This is a genomic window from Enterococcus ureilyticus, from assembly GCF_001730315.1.
GTDB lineage: Bacteria > Bacillota > Bacilli > Lactobacillales > Enterococcaceae > Enterococcus_L > Enterococcus_L ureilyticus.
This window is the reverse complement of record NZ_MIKC01000005.1, coordinates 34,824-55,065: the sequence shown is the minus strand read 5'-3', so window position 1 is coordinate 55,065 and position 20,242 is coordinate 34,824. Positions and strand designations below refer to the sequence as shown.

The following is a 20,242-nucleotide window of genomic DNA, read 5'->3' as shown; positions in this document are numbered from 1 at the left end:
ATCCCTCCATGATTAATTAGTTAAATCAATACTATATACAAAATGACGAACGGGCAGACCAGAATAGTCTTTATCAAATTCTTTGACGATGGTCATACCATTTTTCTCAGCAACCATGCGAGAAGAAAGGTTCGTATCTCGAATGATGGAACAGATTTTTTCCGCTTTTAATTCATTTTTCGCATAGCTTATACACAATTGGCTAGCAGACGTTGCATATCCCTGATTCCTATAGCGTTTATTGACTAAGTAGCCAATTTCTAATAATGATTCAGCTTCAACATCAGAATAGACAATCCCACATTGACCAATAAAGTGTTGCTTTTTTTGATCGATGATCGCCCACAGACCAAAGCCGTTTTCTTGATAGCTTGTTAAATTCCAGTTCAGCCATGCGTTGACTTTTTCTTCTGAAAATGCTGATTCATAGGTGTACATCGTTTCTTTATCTTGTAAAATCAAACATAAATCATCAAAATCAGCGGGTGTGAATTCTCTTAAATAGAGTTGTTCATTTTCGCTTATTTTTTTACCATCGCTTTTCTCCTTTAATTTAGACGTTCACTCAAGATAGACAAAGGACCATGTGCTCCGTTGATGCTTCGTTTTGATCATTAAAGTTCTGTTTTTTTAAGGCACTTTTTCACATATCATTCATACAAATGCTTCAGCTATCTATCAGAAAGAACGTTTCTCTATTTTACCATAGTAATAGGTTAAGTCTGTAAAAAACACGTTGTAAAAAGCCAAACTGTGAAAGGAAAGTAACAGAATCTTGGGATGATTTTAACAGAACCCTGGGAGTTTCGCATCGTTATATCTTTGTATACTAGGTTCATCAAGTACGAACGGCTGTAACGATTTGATACTTAAGTCGCCCGTGACTTTAAATGAGAGGAGATGTCAAGTTGAAATCAAATGATCGTTTTGTGTCAGAAAATCAATATTTTACTTTTGAGCAGCAGAATCAGGTAATCAAAAAACAATTGAAAGTGATCGGAAAGCTGCAAAAAAGGGTGAAAGCAGAACAACGACGAAAAAATCAGCTTGCATCTCAATTAAAAAAATTGAAGCAGCAACAACACACTAAGGAGGAAATAAACAGATGACAGCATTAAGCGGAGTAGATGTAGTTTGGCGTTTTCGTTTAGCCGAAGACGAAGGAAATGAACGTGCCTGGGGCTTAGCATACAGCACAGAAAATGGCTATTCAAAATCAAAAGAAAGTGAATCAACTGTTACGAAAGATGGTAGCGTAGTGACACCAGGAGCAACCGAAACAACCGTAACGGCAACAACACTATATAAAATCGGTTCAACACAAATCGATAAATTAGAAACAGCAATGGATGAAAATAAACGTGTTCAAATTTGGCGTATCAACACCAAGGAGATTGGCACTGGCAACAACGAAGGGAAATTCAAAGCGAAATATTTTGAAGGCTATTTTACTTCGTTTGAAGAAACAGATTCAGCTGAAAATAAAGTGGAATACTCTTTGGAATGGGCAATCGAAGGCGCAGGTAAGAATGGTTTTGCAGCATTGGAGCTTGATACTTCTGAAGGTGGCGACTATGAATTCAAAGACACTGTTAAAGTGGAAACAACGCCGTAATGATTGATACGCAAGTACACATTTTAAGAGGTTAGTCTGACTAACCTCTTTGGAAATCAGGAGGAATAAATATGGAACTTACAATGAACGAAAAAATAGTCAGCTGTAAATTTGGGTACGGATTTTTAAAAGAAATCAATAAGCGTTATTCAGTAGAACGTGGTGGAATGCAGTTGAAATTAGGCGTTGGCGCCATCGTTTCAAATTTGCTTTTATCAGATGTAGATACTCTTTTTGAAGTATTGTTGATTGCAAATATGACCGAGAAACCGCGAATGACAGTCAAATGTTTAGAAGAGTACGTTGAACAAAACGGTACGAAGAATCTATTTGAAGAAGTGATCGATGAGCTAAAAAAGTCGGAATATACCGGGATGATGACCAGCAAGATGTTGGAAGAAACACAAGCGTAAAATCGATCGAATTTGATGAAGTCTATGAGCAGGTTCGTTTAAACTGTTTACGTTTTTTGAAAATCGAAGATTTTACTGAAATCGACCGCTTGACGATTCCTGATTATGAGTTGCGAATGAGAGCATATCAATTGAAGCAACTGGATCGGCAATATGAGATCCATATGCAAGCATGGGCTACAGTGATGGCTGGACAAACGCGAAAAGGCAAACCAATTTTTAGGACCTTTGATAAATTTTTCGATTATCGCAAAGCAGAAAAGAAACTACTAGGCAGACAACAAAGAACGTCTCCAGATAAAGAAAAACTTCAAAATTGGATCGCGAATTTTAATTCATAGGAAAGGAGGGGAAAAATGGACTATAAAATTAATGTAAAGGCCATCTTATCTGCTGTAGATGGAGGCTTAAACGGAGCATTAACTCAAATAACTGAAAGCACTGCTCAATTAGAAACACAAATCAATCAATTATTTTCTTCTTTTTCAAACCCGGGCACAGCAAAGGATACTTTTAATGAAATAAAAGGCTCCCTAGAAGAATTAGATAGTGCTTTAGAGAAATTTGGTTTACCCTCTGTTGAATCAATGTTTACAAGCTTTGGTTCACAGGCAACAAGTCAACTAGGAAAAGCTGCAGAGGCGTTCAATGCACTAGGTAAAAAATCACAGGGACTAAGTGGGATTGTTTCAACTAGTTTTAGTAAGATGCAATCACCCTTTAAAGAATTACCTACAAAAATGTTAGACCCGTTTATCTCATTAGATTCTAAAGTAACTGGCTTTACACAAAATCTAGCCAAAACAGTGACAAGCTTAGCGCCACAGATGGCATATGGCATGCTGTCTTTAGAAGTAGGCGTAGGAAAAGCAATGGATAAAATGGGTTCAGGTGCATTGAATGTAGCAGGTTTTTTTGAATCGATTTCATTAGGTTCTAAAAAAATTGCTGGAGAAGTTCCCTTGGTCACAAAAGCCTTTGGCGGCATCGGTCAAGGAATCCAAAAATCTGCCGGAGTAGGGACAACCGCTATGACGACAATGATTCAAGGATTAACATCTGTTTTCGGGGTTGCTTTACAAGCATTGGGGCCAGCAGCGATTTTGGGTGTTGCTCTTGTCGGTCTAGGATTAGTGAACAGCCAATTCGGAGATCAGCTGGGAGGAATGATTACTACCGCAATTGAAAAAGGCCCCGAAGTGATCCAAGGTTTTATCAGTGGAATCATTTCCAAATTACCCGATTTAATGGCTTCAGGAACACAATTGATTGCAGGTCTTGCAGAAGCGATCGCTGTCAATCTTCCTGTAATCATGCAAAGTGCAGTCGATCTGATTAGCGCACTCGTTCAAGGTGTGATTGAAAGCTTACCAACCTTGATTCCAGCAGCTTTAATGTTGATCGAATCTTTAGCCACAAGTTTACTATCAGCAGCACCACAGTTGTTGATGACAGGTTTAGATTTATTGATTGCGTTAGTTGACGGAATACTGGCGAATAAGGACCAAATCATTGATACAGTAACCAATATAATTGAGGCCTTCACTGCAAATATCACGAATAATTTACCGTTGATCATTGACAAAGGGATCGAAATTTTAACCAAGCTAGCTGAAGGGGTAGCCTCTGTTTTACCTGCATTAGTTCCAGTGGCATTGCAAGCTATTACGACCTTAGTTAGAACCCTATCTGAAAATTTACCGAAACTATTAGATGCAGCAGTAGAAATTGTTGGAAAACTGTGCGAAGGATTGTTAGCGAATTTGCCACAAATCTTAGCTGCCGCAGTTGAACTTATTTTAGCTCTAGTAAAAGGCATCGGAGAAAGTATCCCGAAAATCATTGCAGCTGGTGCTAAAATTGTGTTGAAACTTCTTGAAACAGTGATCAAAGCGGTTCCAGATTTAAAAGAAGCCGGCACAAACTTAATCCAAGGCCTGATTGATGGGATCAGTGGTATGGCTAAAGCAGCGTTAGATGCCGTTATGGACATTGGAAAAAGCATTGGAGATACCTTCAAAGGTCTGTTCAAAATCCATTCTCCATCTCGCTGGATGCGAGATGAAATCGGCGCAATGCTGCCAGCAGGTCTTGCCATTGGGATCGAAAGAAATGCTCATGTAGTAGATCAACCAATGGACAAACTAGCTTCACAAATCATGCTACCAAGCCTAGACAGTTTAGATCAGCATTTGGCAACAGTACAAGATGTGTCCGTCCAATCCAGCAGTAAACAAATGCAAGTTCAAACCAAACAACCAGCAACATTCAACATCAAACTCGGCAATCAACAATTCAAAGCCTTTGTTTCAGATATTTCAGAAGCAATGGGACAAGATTCTGCTATTAACTTAGCATTTTAGAAGGAGGGAAAACATGTATTATTTTGAAGACACAACGAAAAAAGTCCATAAAGATGATTTGATCCTTCCTTCTTCAGCCATGATGTATGACGGTGTGTATCTAGAAAAAATGATCGACGGCTACCGTACGTTAGCTGTAACAGGCAGAGAAATGCTATCACTGGATATTGAAACACAAGAAACACAAGTAGGGAGCATCAAACTGAATCAAAAATTACCAGCTCGAACAATCAAAGTAAGCTATCAATTGATCGGAAATGATGCGAAAGATATACAGAAGAAATACCGGCAATTGATGCATTTACTTTATAAAGAGTCAGATGTTGAGATTCGCTTCAAAGACGAATTGGACTACCATTATCATGGACAATATAGGACGACAGATGATGTTCGGGGAGATACAAATAATATTATTGCAAGTTTTGAAATTCTTTGTACAGATCCAAAAAAATATTCCGTTCTGTTAAAAACAGACGGAGCGATTACGACCTATTTACCCTATCATACAGCACCAGAAAAAATTGCTGTGACTATTGCAGCGTTTGGTTCTTTAGTGATTACAAATGGAGCAAAAACAATCAAAATCACAAGCTATAATTTAAGTGCGGGCGACCAAGTTGTTTTTGATTTCTTAAAGGGAAAAGTCTTTGTCAATGAACTAGATCAAACCTTTTTACTAGATTTAGAAAGTGATTTTGAAAATTTTAGTATTAAAGAAGGTCAAACTGTTCAGTGCAACAATGGTAAAATGACTATTTCCTATAGGGAGGTTCAGTTATGAATAAAAGTGTTTATTTCTTTGATGAGCGCCAGCACTTGTTACGAATCGTGAAAGAAAATGAGTTGATAGAAGTCATCCAGGAAAAGGAAATTACCGCAAACAAAGAGGAATTGATGAATGATACTCTAAATGTATCTACTCTATATGATGACGAATTAAAACAAGCAGCTTATATGGCTGTGAAAGAAGAAGCATCTTCCTATAGTTTATACAGAATTATTTTAGATAGTGAAGAGGAAAATTTGTTATCCTTTGTGGGAATTAGCTTTGCACCTGACGAGCTTGATTCATATGTTGTTAAAAATATTCAAGTAACAAATGAATCAGTCAAGAGTACAATTCAAAAATTATTAGTAGAAACAGAATGGCGCGTAGACAAATTAGACGCGAATTTACCTGCAATAACAGACGATTTCAGTTTCCTATCTGTACGGGATGCATTAAAAAATATTCAAACACAAGGCTGTGAAATTCTTTTTAAATATAAGATAGATGGCATTGGGATTACAGATAAATGGATAGAAGTTTATCGTGAAATCGGTGGAAAAAGCAAACAACGTTTTACTTACGGTGACAAGGCATTGAGCATTGTGAAAGAACAAGACCGTAATCAAGTATATACAAGCTTGATTGGCCGCGGACGTGGTGAAGATGTGGGAGATGGCAAGGGCAAACGGATCGAATTCACGAATGTAGAGTGGAAAAAAAGCAATGGCAATCCTTTGAATAAACCCAAGGGCCAAAACTGGTTAGAATTTCCTGAAATGACCAAACTATATGGTATTCCCTTAAAAAATGGCGGCATGCGCAGACGAGAAAAAGTCATCACGTTTGACGATGAAGAAAGTCCAGAAAAATTACTACAGCAAACCTATCAGTCTCTGGTGGAGTATTCTCGACCACTTGTCCAGTTTAAAACTGAGATTTTAGGCGGTGATACAATTGGCAATACCGTAACGATTCATCGACACGATCGGAATTATCATTATCAAACACGGATTTTTAAAGTGAAGATCGATCGTTTAACTGGCAAAGTCGAAGCAGGCTTAGGGGATAACATCACGAAAAGCATTTCAAAAGCCACATCTGATTTAAAGGGGAATGTTGATTCTTTAGAAGAGAAGAAGATGACTTTTTATGACTCAGAAGAAATTTCGAAATGGCAAGATGATATTATTCGTGGAGCTAAAGGCGGCTCGATAAAATTGATGAATGGGATTGAAACAGGTAAATCCCAAAGTCGTGAACCATATCAGCAAGTTTTTATGAATGGCAATTCGCTAGAAAATAGTAAACATTTTTTGATAATGAATTCTGACGGCATAGGTTTTGTTAAAGACAAATTTACCAATAAACCTCAAACTGCTTGGACAATCGATGGGAAATTTAATGCTGATTATATTAACACGGGTACTTTGAGAGCCATTGATATTAAAGGCGTAAATATTTACGGCTCCCAATTTGAATCAGATAGTAATGGATTTAAAGTGCATATTCTTGATGGTAAAATTCGCTTTCTTAATTCAAAAACAGGAAAAGAGCTCGGAGCAATTGCTCCAGCATTTACAGAAGGCAAATTAGATGGTTATACCATTATCCAAAAATCAGGCTATTCGATCAATATAGCGACACAATCAACCGATGCTAAAAATCATGCCAATGTGATTAGTATTCCACCCGACAGCACAGCAGATAATCCTAAGCTAGAGATTTTTGGAAAAGTTGCTCTCAAAGGTGAATTAAATATAAACGGTAAACTATTTCTTAATGGAAAAGAAATTACAGGAAACGGCAGCGGCGGGTCTGGTGGAGGCGGTGGCATCCCACCAGAGCTGACAACAGATCAAGAAAAAAATGCCTGGGGAATTTGGCGATTTTTTAAAAATAAAGGCTGGACAGAGCAATCTATCGCTGGAATGCTTGGAAATATCCAATCAGAATCGGGAATCATGCCTGATATTGACGAGTTAAGTGGTGGCGGCGGTTATGGGTTAACCCAATGGACACCTAAATCTAAGCTTGTTAATTGGTGTAACGAACATGGGTTGGACCATCGAACGCTTGATACTCAATGCCGTCGCATTCAATGGGAAATGGAAAATAATCAACAGTGGTTTCCAAATTATGAACGCCCAGACTTATCAACTATATCATTTAGGGACTTTACCAAATTATCAGATGTTAGACTGGCAGCGGAATATTTTATTGCATTTTATGAGCATCCTAAATATCCAAATCAACCAGCCAGAGCTCAGCAAGCTCAGTATTGGTATGACAAATTAAGAAATTTAAAACCTGGAGCTGCTACTGGAGCAGCAGGCTTGGCTCATTTAGATGCATTGTACAAACAGCCTTTAGGTAATGGACAATGTTATGCTGTCTCAGCAGAGTATTCTGGATTTCTAGGAGGCTGTGGTTTAGGCGCTAATACAGGCTATCCCTTAAGCCATGTAATCGGAAATACAGAAGCAGCGGCTGAAATTGGTAGTGGATATAATTGGGCCGCAGTCGGTTGGAAAGTTATTTATAACCCGTCTTATCAACAGTTAGTCGTAGGGGCGATCATCAACTGGAAGCGTGGCGGCAATATTGGCGGCTTTACTGTCGACAGCACATATGGTCATACAGGCGTCATCCGTGGTTTAGCCAATGGAGGTTTCCAAACCTATGAACAAAATATCGGATTAGGACAAGTAGTCGGCAAATATGAGCGATCATGGGTCGGAGCAAGTGAAATCAGCTCAATTGTCATCCCGCCCAAATAAACAATTTTTAGAAAGGAGTGAGTAAATGTCAATCGTCTATCCAATTTTTTTATCAACAACACAACCAAACGATAATATTCCTTCGATCATGATTCGTCAATTTGACGAAGGAAGCCAAGTCTTGGCTGTAACTATAACAGAACATGGAAAACCAAAAGACATTTCAAATTTAACCCCTTTTTTCTGCGTCAAACAAGGACATCATGCAGGTCTCGGTTTATCGGAACAAAAAGTCACTAAAATCATCGACGCAAAAAAAGGAACATTAGAATACACCTTAACCAATTACGATATGCAAAATATTGGAGAAAATACGGCTTACTTTAGCTTTAGAGAACTGCAAAAAGACTTAAGCTGGCACCAACAATTTTCTACCAGTGATTTTACGTATCAAGTCAAAAAAAGCATTTATGATGATGGGGTCAAAGATAGTAACTACATTTGGACATTTGAAGAAATTTTACGCTATTTTACTGAATGGGTGAAAACATGTCAGGAGGTCTATGATGACTGGTATGTGGTAGCACAAGAAGAACTACAGCGGATTATTGCTGAATTCCAAGTGTGGATCACAACAAACCAGCAGCGCTATGATCAATGGTCACAAGGTCAAAGAACAGAATTTGACCAATGGTTTGCTACGATCAAAGGAATTTTAGATGAAAATGCAGCGGGAAATCTTTTGCATTTGATCGAAGAATTAAAACGAGCACATTTTACTTTAAAAAGTGGTGAAACCGGAATTCTTAGAACGATTCGAGATGATAAATTTAGCTTGAATCATAAGGTGACGAAAGTAGGAAGCGTTACTCATAAAAAAGAAGCTTCAGCCTTAGTGATAGCTGAAATCGACAGTGAAAAACAACATACTTTCTTCCTAAGAAAGGTAGGCTCAGTCTAATGGCACATGAAGTAGAAATCAAAAAAGTTATGGAAACCGAGGAATCAGGTGTACAACGTCAAGTTTTTCCTGAAACCCATGTTAGCGCAGTTCTTGGTTTAGATCAAATCGCAACAGCAGGAATTGGTGTTAGATCAATCAATGGAAAAACAGGCGACATCACCTTAACAGCTAAAGATTTAGGTGTTGAGGGAACAGGAATAACAATAGAGAAGGTGGGAAAAGTATGACGGATATCGTTGAATTAAAAAGTGATGGATTCGTTGTTTATCCTAAAACCCATGTCAGTGCGGTTGAAGGAATGACAACAATCAAAGGTGAAAAAGGAGACACAGGTCCAAAAGGTGCAACTGGAGCTACAGGACCAGCTGGGACAAATGCTACAACAACAGCTGTGGCAACTCAAATCGCAAGTGGATTGATGAGTGCAGCCGACAAGAAAAAATTAGATACATTACCAACAATAACGTTTAGTAAGGTGGGATCAGTATAATGGCAGATATTGTACAATTAGAAGAAAAAGGGAATCTACTTTATCCGAAGACGCATGTAAGTGCAGTTGAAGATTTACCTGAAATTTTAAATACTAACAGAATAATGGCTACCGCTTATTTTACGCAGAGCGAAGATGTAGCCAATAAACACGGTGTAGTAAATATTCCACTAGAATTGACAAAAGAGAACGTAACTGGATTTTACAAATTCAATGGAGAGAATATTGTAGAAGTAAAAGAATCAGGTCTTTATGAGATTAATGGTGCATTAGCAGTAATTGATTGTACAGGTGGGATGTGGACATCATTTGCTGTAGTTATTGAAAATAATGGAAATATAGTGAACCCAAACATTGAAGGTAGAAATACAGCTAATGGAGAAGCGAGCTTAAGAGGTATTTTTGAGTTGAAAGCAGGATCTACTGTGCGCATAGCTAAAAATGGGAGTAGCAGTAATGGAAAAATTTTAAGATGTTCGGTTATTTTCAAAAAAATCGACTAATTAATTTTAATATATAACCAATAAATCCAGATAGCGATTAATTTCGCAGATATCTGGATTTATTTTGTTTAATAATAGGTTGATTAAATTAACTTGACCATACTAATGTTTTTTTGTAATATAGTTAGGAACCGAACTATATAGCGAGGAGGAAAATAATGGACAGGAAAATCGGTCTAAAAATCAGAATTTTAGCCAACGAACTCAATCGAAAGTCAGCAGAAATTTTAAAAGAAGAAGACGGCGAAGCCTCTTCAAGTATCCAAATGCGCATTCTAAACTTCATTCACCGCCGTAATAGTCAACAAATCCCAGTCTATCAAAAAGACATCGAACAAGAATTTGACATTCGACGTTCCACTGCAACAGGCGTTCTACAAACAATGGAGAAACGCTTATTTATCGAGCGAAGCAGTTGTAAAGAAGACAACCGCTACAAAACGATTATTCTAACGGGATTAGGCGAACATAAAGTTAAAGAAAACATCGTGAAGCTACATAAATTTGATGAGTTGCTCATGCAGGGAATTCCAGAAGACCAACTAGCAATCTTTTTCAAATTATTGGAAAAATTATCAGAAAACAGCAAAAAAATAAATAAGGAAGGTGAACGGATTACATGATAAAAAAACTGATCGCCAATATCGGTGTCTATAAAAAAGAAAGTATCATTACGCCGCTTTATGTAACTGGAGAAGTAATTTTAGATATCATTATCCCATTGGTTATGGCAATGATGATCGATAACGGCATCGAAAAAGGCGATACCAAAGCCATTTTGATGTATGGAGCGATTCTATTTGTTTGTGCCATCATTGCGTTATTTTTTGGTGCGATGTCCGGTCGGTATGCCGCGGTTGCATCAGCTGGATTTGCGAAAAATTTGCGAGACCAATTATTTGTTCGCATCCAAGGGTTTTCTTTTTCAAATATTGATCGTTTTTCAACCTCTAGCCTGATCACACGGATGACAACAGATGTGACCAACGTTCAAAATGCGTATCAAATGATTATTCGGCTTTTGGTCCGGAGTCCATTGATCATGATTTTTTCATTAGCCATGGCTTATAGTATCAATAAGGATCTGTCCTTGATTTATTTAGGCGTCGTGCCATTTTTGATGATTGGTTTAGCGGCAGTTATTTATTTTGCTCACCCAAATTTTAATAAAGTTTTTCGTATTTATGACAAATTAAATAACGTTGTTCAAGAAAACTTACAAGGAATTCGTGTTGTTAAATCTTATGTAAGAGAAAAGCATGAAGACGAGAAATTCAAAACGGTTTCTAAAGATATTTACAAAACATTCTCGAAAGCACAAAGCATTGTTGCCTTCAACAATCCGATTTTACAGTTTGCAGTCTACACATGTATGTTGTTGATTTCATGGTTAGGGGCAAAATTTGTAGTAGGGGGTACGTTGACTACTGGGGAACTGGTCAGTATGTTTACGTATACGATGCAGATTTTAATGAGTTTAAATATGTTATCAATGGTTTTTGTCATCGTACTGATTGCACGGACATCTGCTGAACGGATCACTGAAGTTTTATCAGAAGAAAGTGATTTAAAAAACAATGCAGATCCGCTTTATGAAATTCCAAATGGTTCTGTCCGCTTTAATGATGTTTGTTTTAGCTATGCGAATGATCTTGACAAATTAGCATTGATGCATGCAAATATGGAAATCAAATCAGGTGAAGTGATCGGGATCGTTGGTGGAACAGGTAGTTCTAAATCAACATTAGTCCAGTTGATTCCAAGATTATATGATGTGACGCAAGGATCGGTCGAAGTTGGCGGATATGATGTGCGAGAGTATGATTTGAAATCTTTGCGGGATCAAGTCAGTATGGTTTTACAAAACAATGTATTGTTTACAGGAACAATCAAAGAAAACCTACGTTGGGGAAATGAAGATGCGACAGATGAAGACTTGATCAGAGTTTGTAAGATTGCACAAGCGGATAGTTTTATTGAAGAATTTCCTGATAAATATGATACGATGCTTTCCCAAGGTGGGAATAATGTATCTGGTGGGCAGAAACAACGTCTATGTATTGCCCGTGCGTTGTTGAAGAAACCAAAAATTTTGATTTTAGATGATTCGACAAGTGCCGTAGATACAAAAACAGATCGTTTGATTCGGGAAGGAATGCGACAAGAAATTCCTGGAACGACAACCTTTATCATCGGACAACGTGTTTCTTCTGTTCAAGATTCTGATCGTATTATTGTGATGGATAAAGGCTTGATCAATGCCATCGGAACCCATGACGAATTACTTGCTACTAATCAAATATATCAAGAAGTCTATGAGTCTCAGGAGAAAGGATTTGGTGAAGAGAATGCGTGATGAACAAACAAAAGGGATTCGCAAAAGTCAAGATCCTTTGAGAACGCTAAAGCGACTGTTTTCATATATGGTTAAAAAATATAAGTTTCGTCTCGTATTAGTAATGATTCTCATTTTGCTGAGTACCTTCGCCAATGTTCGAGGCTCGTTATTTTTACAAGTTGTGATTGATGACTATATCACACCATTACTTGGACAAAGTAATCCTAATTTTTCTGGATTATTGAAGGCAATTACGACGATGGCACTAATTTATGGTGTTGGGATCATTTCAAATTTAGGGTTTAATCTCATTATGGTACGTATCAGCGAAGGCACACAAAAAACGATTCGAGATGAAATGTTTACCCATCTTGAGACATTACCGATTCGCTATTTTGATTCGAATTCTGATGGGGATATCATGAGTCATTTTACAAATGATACGGATACTTTGCGGCAGATGATTTCTCAAAGTATTCCTAATCTGATTGCAGCGGTGGTTAGTTTTATCAGTGTGTTTATTGCAATGTTTACCATCAGTGTGCCATTGACTTTAGTGGTGCTCGTCTCTGTTTCTATAATGATTGTGACCATTCGAATGATAGCTGGGCGCAGCAGTGGTTATTTTGGCAAACAGCAACGGGATTTAGGTAGTGTGAATGGTTATATCGAGGAAATCATGCATGGGCAAAAAGTCGTGAAAATTTTTAATCATGAGCCTCAAACAATCAAGCAATTTAAAGAAATCAATGAAGAACTACGTCAAAGTGCTACGCAAGCCAATAAGTATGCCAATAGCCTAATGCCGATCATGATGAATTTATTAAATATTCAATATGTCCTTTTGGCAGTCGTTGGAGGAATCTTTTCGGTATATGGTGTTTCTGGTTTGACGATTGGGATGATTGCCTCATTTCTACAATTGAGTCGTTCATTGAATATGCCGATCAGTCAAGTGTCCCAACAAATCAATTTTGTCATTATGGCTTTAGCTGGAGCAGATCGGATTTTTACATTGATTGATGAAAAATCAGAAGTAGATGACGGGTATGTGACGTTAGTTAATGTGAATCGTGATGGAGATAAATTTGTTGAAAGCGACACAAGAACTGGTATTTGGGCATGGAGGCATCCGCATCACGATGGCACGGTAACCTATACGGAATTAACTGGAGATGTTCGTTTTGAAGATGTGTCCTTTGGCTACAATAGTCAACATCGAGTATTAAAAGACATCAATCTGTACGCAGAACCAGGTCAAAAAGTTGCCTTTGTCGGCGCCACCGGAGCTGGTAAAACCACGATCACGAATTTGATCAATCGTTTTTATGATATTCAAGAAGGTAAAATTCGCTATGATGGGATCAACGTAAAAAAAATCAAAAAGAGTTCTTTAAGACGATCTTTAGGAATTGTTTTACAGGACACCCATCTATTTACTGGAACGATTCGCGAAAATATTCGGTATGGTCAATTGAATGCATCTGATGAAGAGGTGATCCATGCAGCCAAACTTGCCAATGCAGAAGATTTTATCAATAATCTACCTGAGAAGTACGATACTGTGATCACAGGTGACGGAGAAGGCTTGTCACAAGGACAGCGTCAATTATTAGCAATCGCACGAGCAGCCATTGCTAATCCACCAGTGATGATTTTAGATGAAGCAACCTCTAGTATTGATACCAGAACCGAAAAACATGTACAAGCTGGAATGGATCGTTTGATGAAGGGCAGAACTGTATTCGTTATCGCTCATCGTCTATCAACAATCCAAAATTCGGATGCCATCATGGTGATGGATCATGGTCGTATCATCGAACGAGGCAGTCATGAAGATTTACTAGAAGAAAAAGGAATTTATCATCAACTGTACACTGGAAAAGTAGAATTATCATAAGAACAATAAAAAAACACCAGCCAATAAATGGTTGGTGTTTTTCATATAAACGTTTAAAATAATACGCCAAGAGAGATTCGAACTCCCGACCGCTCGCTTAGAAGGCGAGTGCTCTATCCAGCTGAGCTATTGGCGCAATATGTTAACGCAACAGAGTTTATTATAATGAACATATAAAATAAAGTCAATCATAAATTTGAAATAACAACTAATTTTTTTTGAAAAGTGATTTATAGGACTAAAGCATTAAGTTTTTATTGACTCTCAGTCCTTAATTTGATATAATATTAATGTTGTAATTGTGGACTCCACAGCTACAACCGCACAGAACAAGTTTTTAAGTAGGACAGTTATGTTGTCACTTGGGATGGCGAGTCTAAGTCTAGAAGAAGGAGGTGCTGTATAGCATGTACGCAATTATCAAAACTGGTGGTAAACAAGTAAAAGTTGAGGTAGGTCAAGCAATTTACGTTGAAAAATTAGACGTAGAAGCTGGCGAAAAAGTTGTTTTTGACGAAGTTATCTTAGTGGGTGGCGAATCTACGAAAGTAGGAGCTCCAACTGTCGCAGGTGCAACTGTCGAAGGAACTGTAGAAAAACACGGCAAACAAAAGAAAGTCGTGACTTTCAAATACAAACCTAAAAAACACACTCACCGCAAACAAGGTCACCGTCAACCATATACAAAAGTTGTAATCAACGCAATCAACGCATAATTCTTTTAAGTTGCATAGGAAAGAAGGCCTATCAATGATTAAAAGTTCTTTTAAACGAAATGACTCAGGTCAAATTGTTTCTTTTGAAGTCTCAGGGCATGCAGAATCAGGTCCATATGGGAGTGATATCGTTTGTGCAGCTGTGTCTGCTTTAACGATCAGTACTGTCAATGGGATCGATGCGCTAGCTGGATTTGAACCGATTGTTGAAACCAACGAAGATGAAGGTGGTTATCTTTATGTTGAAGTGATTTCAAAGGCCAATCAGGAACAAACCAACATTGCCCAAATTCTCTTGGAAAACCTTTTATTAGGTCTACAAGCAGTCGAGCAAGAAAATCTTGACTTTATTCAAGTCAAAACCATAAATGAAAAATAGGAGGTGCAGACGATGTTATTAAACATGAATTTACAATTATTCGCCCACAAAAAAGGTGGAGGTTCGACTTCCAATGGTCGTGATTCAGAATCTAAACGCCTAGGTGCTAAAAGTGCTGATGGACAAACTGTTACTGGTGGATCAATTTTATACCGTCAACGCGGAACTAAAATTTACCCAGGAGCAAACGTAGGTATTGGCGGAGACGACACTTTATTTGCTAAAGTTGACGGTGTAGTACGTTTCGAACGTAAAGGCCGTGACAAAAAACAAGTGTCTGTTTACCCAGTAGCTCAATAATAATTTTAAAAAGTTGCTCTATCCCTTGTTACGTAAGGGATAGAGCTTTTTTTATTTTATCTAATTTTCGACTGACCTTGAACAACTAAAAAACTTGCGAACTTTGTTAGTTGTTTAACGGTTTTTTCTTTTGATTTCTTAGTTACATGGGTATATATATCCATGGTCATTTCGATCGAACTATGGGCAAGTCTTTCTTGTGCATCCTTCATTGAAACGCCAGCTTTAAATAGTATAGAAGCTTGACTGTGACGAAAGCCGTGCGTTCCGATGTTAGGCAATCCTGTTTTCTCTGTAAGTCTGCTAGAGCGCTGATAGAGAGAGTGCCTTTCAGTATGCGTTCCATTTATATCCGCAAAAATAATATCACACCCCTTGATACGATTCCTAAAAAGAAATTCTTTTTGTCTTGATTGCCAACGTTTCAAAATTCTTAGCGTTTTAGCATCCATGCCGATCACTCGGTTCGAACTTTTATTTTTAGGTGTTGAAACTGCGAAACCTTCCCTCGTTTTAGATAGAGTTTTACCAACATTTAATCTCTGCTCTGTAAAATCTATATCCTCCCAATGTAAAGCAGCAGCTTCTCCGCCCCTTAAACCAGTGAAAGCTATTAGCCTATATAAAATATATTCATATTCGGCGAAAAACTTTTGTAGCAATGTGCCATCCTGGTATTTATTCACCTTTGTTTCCAGATAAACCATAACTCTTTCTAATTCTTCTGCACTTTTCAAACACTGATAAGATGTGAAGTTTCATATACCGCTCTGTTTCGATGCTGGTTGATTCTTTAACGGTATTCTTATAACTCGATACCAAAGGTCGTAAACCTCTTGAAATGTCGCTATATTTTGTTTTTGTAAGCCATTCTTTTCGTAATCAACTAGTAAGGATGCGACACTTTACACGCAAAACAGCACTAGAAAAAAATGGATCAAAATAGAAAAATATTGAAAGGCCAGTGAATGTAATGACGGTGAAATTTGTTGATGTTAGCAGTAGAAGGAAAAGTCAGAAAAAGTCAGAAAGAGTTAAGAAAAGAATTACTTAGCCTTATAGGTGATGATCTGTTTTTGTGGAAACAAGACAATAAAAAAACAAGGAAAGTACAAGAAATCGGGTGGATGCTCGGTGCTGACTCAATGGAGGAATCTAGACCGCTAGATGCTATCGATCCAAATAGTTTTACTCTTGCGGAGTATAAGACTTTGCAAAATTTAGGTTATAGCGGACAATCCATATACGAGGTGTTAGGATTTAAAAGCCTGAGCAAATGATTGAATTGGAGGAAAGAACGAGGTTTTTGTATTAGGGAAAAGAAAACCCAGAATTACTAAACGAGATAGACTAAAAAACAGACTAACGACTAAGCGTTAATCTGTAAGGGTGTTACGATCTAATGTAATTTCGTAACATAATGGATACAGCAAAAAATGATGCAAACATTAAAAACACTCCTTTCAGTATGGCGGTAAAATAATTATAACTCTATGTAAAGTGTTGTCGATATGAAATTTGAATTTAGTGAAAATTAAGGAGGACACACCACACGGGAAAGGTTGGGGAATTGATAGAAAAATTTATTGAAGATAATGCCGATAAATGTTTCGCACATCTAGGAGATAGATTTATTAATCGGAATGCGTTGCTCGGATAGCTCGAACAACTCAAATCATCACTACCAACCCAACAGGACAAGGTTGTGATGCCGTAGTTTGTGGCTGAGTGGATTGAGAAGAATGAATCCTTGTTTGTTAATGCTGTTGTTAACAGCTACACCGTGGAAAAAGAGCCTAAAGTCCACAACATCAAAATAAAACCTAATTTTTTAGCTGATATTGTTTCTGGTATTAAAACTTTTGAAATTCGTAAAAACGATCGTGGTTATAAAAAAGGTGCCATTTTAAATTTGTAAGAATATAAAAACGGAGAACATACAGGCAACGAGCTAAAAGTAAAGATTACATACATTCCTGATTTTCCTTTGCCAAATAATTATGTAGTGATGGGGGGATTGAGTTAATGGAGGGGAACCTAGCATTAAATCAAGCAGGTTTGTTAACCGTTACAGATTGGTTTAACGGACATGTTGCCAAATACTACGACTCTAATCCTGATAATGTCAAAAAAAGGATGCCGCAGTAGTATAAAGACGTTATTGACCGTATTTTGGAAGCACAAGGAGTTTTAGACAACAAAAATGCCTAGAGCCAGAACACTAGGCATCACGCTTAAGAATTCTAGGTCCGAGCGGTGATCGCTCGGAAATAGTGTATCAAAAATATAGCATGATTACAAATAGACTTTTAGAGGAGGAGGCGGAATGATTATCGTTTTGACTGCAATTGTTCTTTAGCTATGAAAACCCATGCGATTAACCATAAAACCATTACTACAAAAAACGGTTTGAACATAGTGTGAGTTAAAAAATATATGTTTAATGCGCAAAATACAACGGATAAGGAAGCAAACTTTTTAGACAAAATAATCACAACCTTTTTATTTTTGATTATACCACAGGAAGACTGACAATGAGCGAAAAAACGTTAAAGCATGAAATTTGTAAACAATGGTAGCTATCTTATAAGTCTGAAAGAATCAGGATCAGAATTTGTCAATATTGATGACGAGATTAAAAAAATGAAGAACTATTTCAGCTGGCATCAAAAAAAGACCACCAACCAGCGTTTTCGGTTGGGGAGTACTGCTCAGCCAATTATGATGGCGAAACAAGAATATACAGAATAGAGAACTACAATAAATCAAAAAGTCCGTCGATTTTAGTCAAAAGTCTTGATTTGAAAACAGGGGAATTTTTCGATATTTGTTGGGGTATTGATCAAACTAACGACGACAAATCAGGTACTGCCGAACAAATAGCAACTTTCCAACGTTCGGAAGGGCGTAAGTTGGATGAGCTTCGGATGGGGGATAGTATTGTTATAGACGGAACAGATGAGATAGTTAAAATCGAGTCTTTAAGAGGTGGCGCTATTAGCGGAATATTAGACTTAGGGAATTCTTACAGTATATCATTGCTGTGAGCGCCTGCCATCACCCTCGCCCAAACAGCCGAAGAACTTCAGGAAGAATTTAAGAAAAGTAGTAATTTGAAAGATTCAGAGCTGAAATAACAAATACGATTAAAGAGATAAAAATTATGACAACAGCAACTAGTTTAGACTTTTTTGTCAAAGTTTTACGCTTTGTAAGTGAACCATGAACAAGTCCAAAAAAGACGATAATAGATCCTGCGAATAATACCCCGATATTATTTCCGTAGCCTTCGGTTAGCAGATTATCGTCAAAGAAGATTAATTCGACATTGTTAGAATTAAGATGTGAATCTATAGACATTCCTAGTAAAAAAAGTATTGCAGCTGCAAAAAGAGAAGCATAAAAAATTTTCATGTAATACCTCACAAAAATAGTAATAAATAATTATAACATAACAACTAAACGAAAGGAGTAGGAGATTTCCTGCAGGACTAAAAGGCTTTTTACTCCCTTGTGATTATGATACATACTTTAGAATTATTCGGTGGCGTTGGGTTACCTTTTAAAGCGTTAAACAATTTAGGGATACCAGCCAAAGTGATTGACTAGGTAGAGATTGACCCAAAAGCTATAACGCTATTTTTGCAGAGGACCTACTTTATAAAACTCATTCAGTGGCGGGATGGAATCTCAATCCAGATATTCTTATCCATGGCTCACCTTACCAGGTTCATTAGCATTACAGGTCAACGATTAGGCGCAGATGCTAACAGCAGTACACGTTCGAGCATGATGCGGAATACAATCAACATTATTAGATAGCTGGGCAAGTGGCTTGCTAAAGCATGGCAAGAGTATCAAATAGATCCTAATCGCACAATTGTTTTTTTGGATACCTGCAAGGACAGATACAAGTTATTGGTATGATTACATTTTTGGTAAAGCAGAGATTGAGTTTTTAAGAGGTCGTTTATATTTTGAGGATAACGGACAAAAAAGAGATCGTGAACCGTTTCCGTCAGCAGTGGTTGTATACAAAGCAGGTGATAGCTGATGTGTGAGTATTGCATAAGAGGTGACAGTTTTATAAATAATCTATAATAGATTTAAGTATAAAAAAGACTGGTATCAATGTAGCTATTGCAACTAACTCTATCAGAAGAAAAGATTTTAGATTTAGCTTCATGTCTTGTTTAGGGTTCATGAAGTTTTTTCTCCTCTCAGGATGAACTTTTCTTATATAAACTTCAGCCTGCAGTAAAAGAAATAATGATAATAACAACGCAAGGACAAATCCATAGCTTTTGGGAGGATTTTTATACCCACTTTCAGCAAATGTTTGCCAAACAATATGATCCGGAACACCTATCTTCACAAGAATCCAATTTATTATGAAACTACTTAAAATCAGACTTATAAAATAAATAACAATACTATTAATTTTTTTCAAAAAAAAACTCCTTTATAGAGTAATTATAACATAGGAGGGGTAACGAATTGAGTAAAATTACTGAATTGTCAGATTAACAACTGGATATACTAGCGGATAAAATCACCGTTAGAATAACACGAGAGCAACAAAACGAATTCGAAAAAATGAGACAGTACGTTTTCCATAATACGCGACTGCTTCTTAAAAACTACGACAAATTGAAAGTTCATGTCCAAACGCTAGAAAATCAATTGATTGGCGCTCAGGAAACTTTTTGGAATCACAATTATCTAACACTAAGCGCACTAATGCAGAACAGAGCTAAGACGGTCAAGATTATGCA

General features: G+C 37.3%; 24 protein-coding genes, 1 tRNA gene, 1 pseudogene and 1 other annotated feature. Of the genes and pseudogenes, 21 read left to right on the top strand and 5 right to left on the bottom strand.

Annotated features, from left to right (window positions below; translation table 11 throughout):
- Positions 1–12: 12 nt before the first annotated feature.
- Positions 13–525 (bottom strand): GNAT family N-acetyltransferase, encoded by a 513-nt coding sequence (locus BCR24_RS04055; RefSeq protein WP_069639288.1) that lies wholly within the window; start codon positions 523–525, stop codon positions 13–15.
- A gap of 383 nt (positions 526–908) precedes the next feature.
- On the opposite strand from BCR24_RS04055, the gene BCR24_RS04050 reads away from it, so the two are divergent.
- The 14 genes from BCR24_RS04050 (at position 909) to BCR24_RS03985 (ending at position 14,072) form a co-directional block, all read left to right on the top strand.
- Entirely contained in the window at positions 909–1,109 is a 201-nt protein-coding gene (locus BCR24_RS04050) for a hypothetical protein (protein ID WP_239574202.1), read from the top strand.
- Positions 1,106–1,615, top strand: a complete 510-nt coding sequence (locus BCR24_RS04045) for a phage major tail protein, TP901-1 family (RefSeq protein WP_069639286.1) — start codon at positions 1,106–1,108, stop codon at positions 1,613–1,615. Before BCR24_RS04050 ends, BCR24_RS04045 begins: the two co-directional genes overlap by 4 nt.
- A 71-nt stretch (positions 1,616–1,686) precedes the next feature.
- A complete protein-coding gene (locus BCR24_RS04040) occupies positions 1,687–2,028 on the top strand; it encodes a tail assembly chaperone (protein WP_069639285.1) in 342 nt (113 codons plus the stop codon).
- Between the two features lie 56 nt (positions 2,029–2,084).
- A complete protein-coding gene (locus BCR24_RS04035) occupies positions 2,085–2,369 on the top strand; it encodes a hypothetical protein (RefSeq protein ID WP_083244301.1) in 285 nt (94 codons plus the stop codon).
- Positions 2,370–2,384: 15 nt separating this feature from the next.
- Positions 2,385–4,391: a phage tail protein gene (locus tag BCR24_RS04030; protein WP_069639284.1), complete on the top strand. Its 2,007-nt coding sequence runs from the start codon at positions 2,385–2,387 to the stop codon at positions 4,389–4,391.
- Between the two features lie 13 nt (positions 4,392–4,404).
- Positions 4,405–5,172, top strand: a complete 768-nt coding sequence (locus tag BCR24_RS04025; RefSeq protein ID WP_069639283.1) for a distal tail protein Dit — start codon at positions 4,405–4,407, stop codon at positions 5,170–5,172.
- Positions 5,169–7,937, top strand: a complete 2,769-nt coding sequence (locus BCR24_RS04020; protein ID WP_069639282.1) for a phage tail spike protein — start codon at positions 5,169–5,171, stop codon at positions 7,935–7,937. Before BCR24_RS04025 ends, BCR24_RS04020 begins: the two co-directional genes overlap by 4 nt.
- Positions 7,938–7,962: 25 nt before the next feature.
- Entirely contained in the window at positions 7,963–8,838 is an 876-nt protein-coding gene (locus tag BCR24_RS04015; protein WP_069639281.1) for a phage baseplate upper protein, read from the top strand.
- The gene (locus BCR24_RS04010) at positions 8,838–9,068 is read left to right on the top strand and encodes a hypothetical protein (protein WP_069639280.1); all 231 of its coding nucleotides are present in this window, start codon (positions 8,838–8,840) and stop codon (positions 9,066–9,068) included. Before BCR24_RS04015 ends, BCR24_RS04010 begins: the two co-directional genes overlap by 1 nt.
- Positions 9,065–9,331: a hypothetical protein gene (locus BCR24_RS04005; protein WP_069639279.1), complete on the top strand. Its 267-nt coding sequence runs from the start codon at positions 9,065–9,067 to the stop codon at positions 9,329–9,331. The genes BCR24_RS04010 and BCR24_RS04005 overlap by 4 nt, the downstream gene beginning before the upstream one ends.
- Positions 9,331–9,834: a hypothetical protein gene (locus tag BCR24_RS04000; RefSeq protein ID WP_069639278.1), complete on the top strand. Its 504-nt coding sequence runs from the start codon at positions 9,331–9,333 to the stop codon at positions 9,832–9,834. Before BCR24_RS04005 ends, BCR24_RS04000 begins: the two co-directional genes overlap by 1 nt.
- A 158-nt stretch (positions 9,835–9,992) precedes the next feature.
- Positions 9,993–10,457 (top strand): MarR family winged helix-turn-helix transcriptional regulator, encoded by a 465-nt coding sequence (locus BCR24_RS03995; RefSeq protein ID WP_069639277.1) that lies wholly within the window; start codon positions 9,993–9,995, stop codon positions 10,455–10,457.
- A complete protein-coding gene (locus tag BCR24_RS03990; protein ID WP_069639276.1) occupies positions 10,454–12,190 on the top strand; it encodes an ABC transporter ATP-binding protein in 1,737 nt (578 codons plus the stop codon). Before BCR24_RS03995 ends, BCR24_RS03990 begins: the two co-directional genes overlap by 4 nt.
- Positions 12,183–14,072: an ABC transporter ATP-binding protein gene (locus tag BCR24_RS03985; protein WP_069639275.1), complete on the top strand. Its 1,890-nt coding sequence runs from the start codon at positions 12,183–12,185 to the stop codon at positions 14,070–14,072. The genes BCR24_RS03990 and BCR24_RS03985 overlap by 8 nt, the downstream gene beginning before the upstream one ends.
- A gap of 62 nt (positions 14,073–14,134) precedes the next feature.
- On the opposite strand, the gene BCR24_RS03980 is transcribed toward BCR24_RS03985, so the two are convergent.
- Positions 14,135–14,208, bottom strand: a tRNA-Arg gene (locus BCR24_RS03980).
- A gap of 172 nt (positions 14,209–14,380) precedes the next feature.
- Positions 14,381–14,460: a sequence feature (ribosomal protein L21 leader region), on the top strand.
- Between the two features lie 19 nt (positions 14,461–14,479).
- Between BCR24_RS03980 and rplU the strand changes: the two genes are divergently transcribed.
- From rplU to rpmA, 3 genes are read left to right on the top strand one after another with little or no spacing between them, the layout of a single operon-like run.
- Positions 14,480–14,788, top strand: coding sequence for a 50S ribosomal protein L21 (gene rplU / locus BCR24_RS03975; RefSeq protein WP_010762829.1), 309 nt, complete (start codon positions 14,480–14,482; stop codon positions 14,786–14,788).
- A gap of 34 nt (positions 14,789–14,822) precedes the next feature.
- Entirely contained in the window at positions 14,823–15,167 is a 345-nt protein-coding gene (locus tag BCR24_RS03970) for a ribosomal-processing cysteine protease Prp (protein ID WP_069639274.1), read from the top strand.
- 12 nt (positions 15,168–15,179) lie between these two features.
- On the top strand, positions 15,180–15,467 hold the full coding sequence (gene rpmA, locus BCR24_RS03965; RefSeq protein ID WP_010762831.1) for a 50S ribosomal protein L27: 288 nt from the start codon (positions 15,180–15,182) through the stop codon (positions 15,465–15,467).
- 56 nt (positions 15,468–15,523) lie between these two features.
- On the opposite strand, the gene BCR24_RS03960 is transcribed toward rpmA, so the two are convergent.
- Positions 15,524–16,204 carry a site-specific integrase gene (locus BCR24_RS03960; protein WP_141707028.1) on the bottom strand — a complete coding sequence of 227 codons (681 nt, stop codon included), beginning with the start codon at positions 16,202–16,204 and terminating at the stop codon, positions 15,524–15,526.
- A 255-nt stretch (positions 16,205–16,459) separates the two neighbouring features.
- On the opposite strand from BCR24_RS03960, the gene BCR24_RS03955 reads away from it, so the two are divergent.
- The 4 genes and pseudogenes from BCR24_RS03955 to BCR24_RS17250 all read left to right on the top strand — a co-directional run bounded on the left by BCR24_RS03955 (position 16,460) and on the right by BCR24_RS17250 (position 18,514).
- Positions 16,460–16,747, top strand: coding sequence for a hypothetical protein (locus BCR24_RS03955; protein ID WP_069639272.1), 288 nt, complete (start codon positions 16,460–16,462; stop codon positions 16,745–16,747).
- A gap of 440 nt (positions 16,748–17,187) precedes the next feature.
- A pseudogene (locus tag BCR24_RS16645) lies at positions 17,188–17,493 on the top strand (DUF3850 domain-containing protein).
- A complete protein-coding gene (locus BCR24_RS17255) occupies positions 17,493–17,615 on the top strand; it encodes a hypothetical protein (protein ID WP_275579445.1) in 123 nt (40 codons plus the stop codon). The pseudogene BCR24_RS16645 and the gene BCR24_RS17255 overlap by 1 nt, the downstream one beginning before the upstream one ends.
- Positions 17,616–18,379: 764 nt before the next feature.
- Positions 18,380–18,514, top strand: a complete 135-nt coding sequence (locus BCR24_RS17250; RefSeq protein WP_275579444.1) for a hypothetical protein — start codon at positions 18,380–18,382, stop codon at positions 18,512–18,514.
- Between the two features lie 49 nt (positions 18,515–18,563).
- Here BCR24_RS17250 and BCR24_RS03940 read toward each other — a convergent pair whose 3' ends face one another.
- A complete protein-coding gene (locus tag BCR24_RS03940) occupies positions 18,564–18,881 on the bottom strand; it encodes a hypothetical protein (RefSeq protein WP_069639269.1) in 318 nt (105 codons plus the stop codon).
- Positions 18,882–19,551: 670 nt separating this feature from the next.
- Positions 19,552–19,917 (bottom strand): hypothetical protein, encoded by a 366-nt coding sequence (locus BCR24_RS03935; RefSeq protein ID WP_069639268.1) that lies wholly within the window; start codon positions 19,915–19,917, stop codon positions 19,552–19,554.
- Between the last annotated feature and the right edge of the window lie 325 nt (positions 19,918–20,242).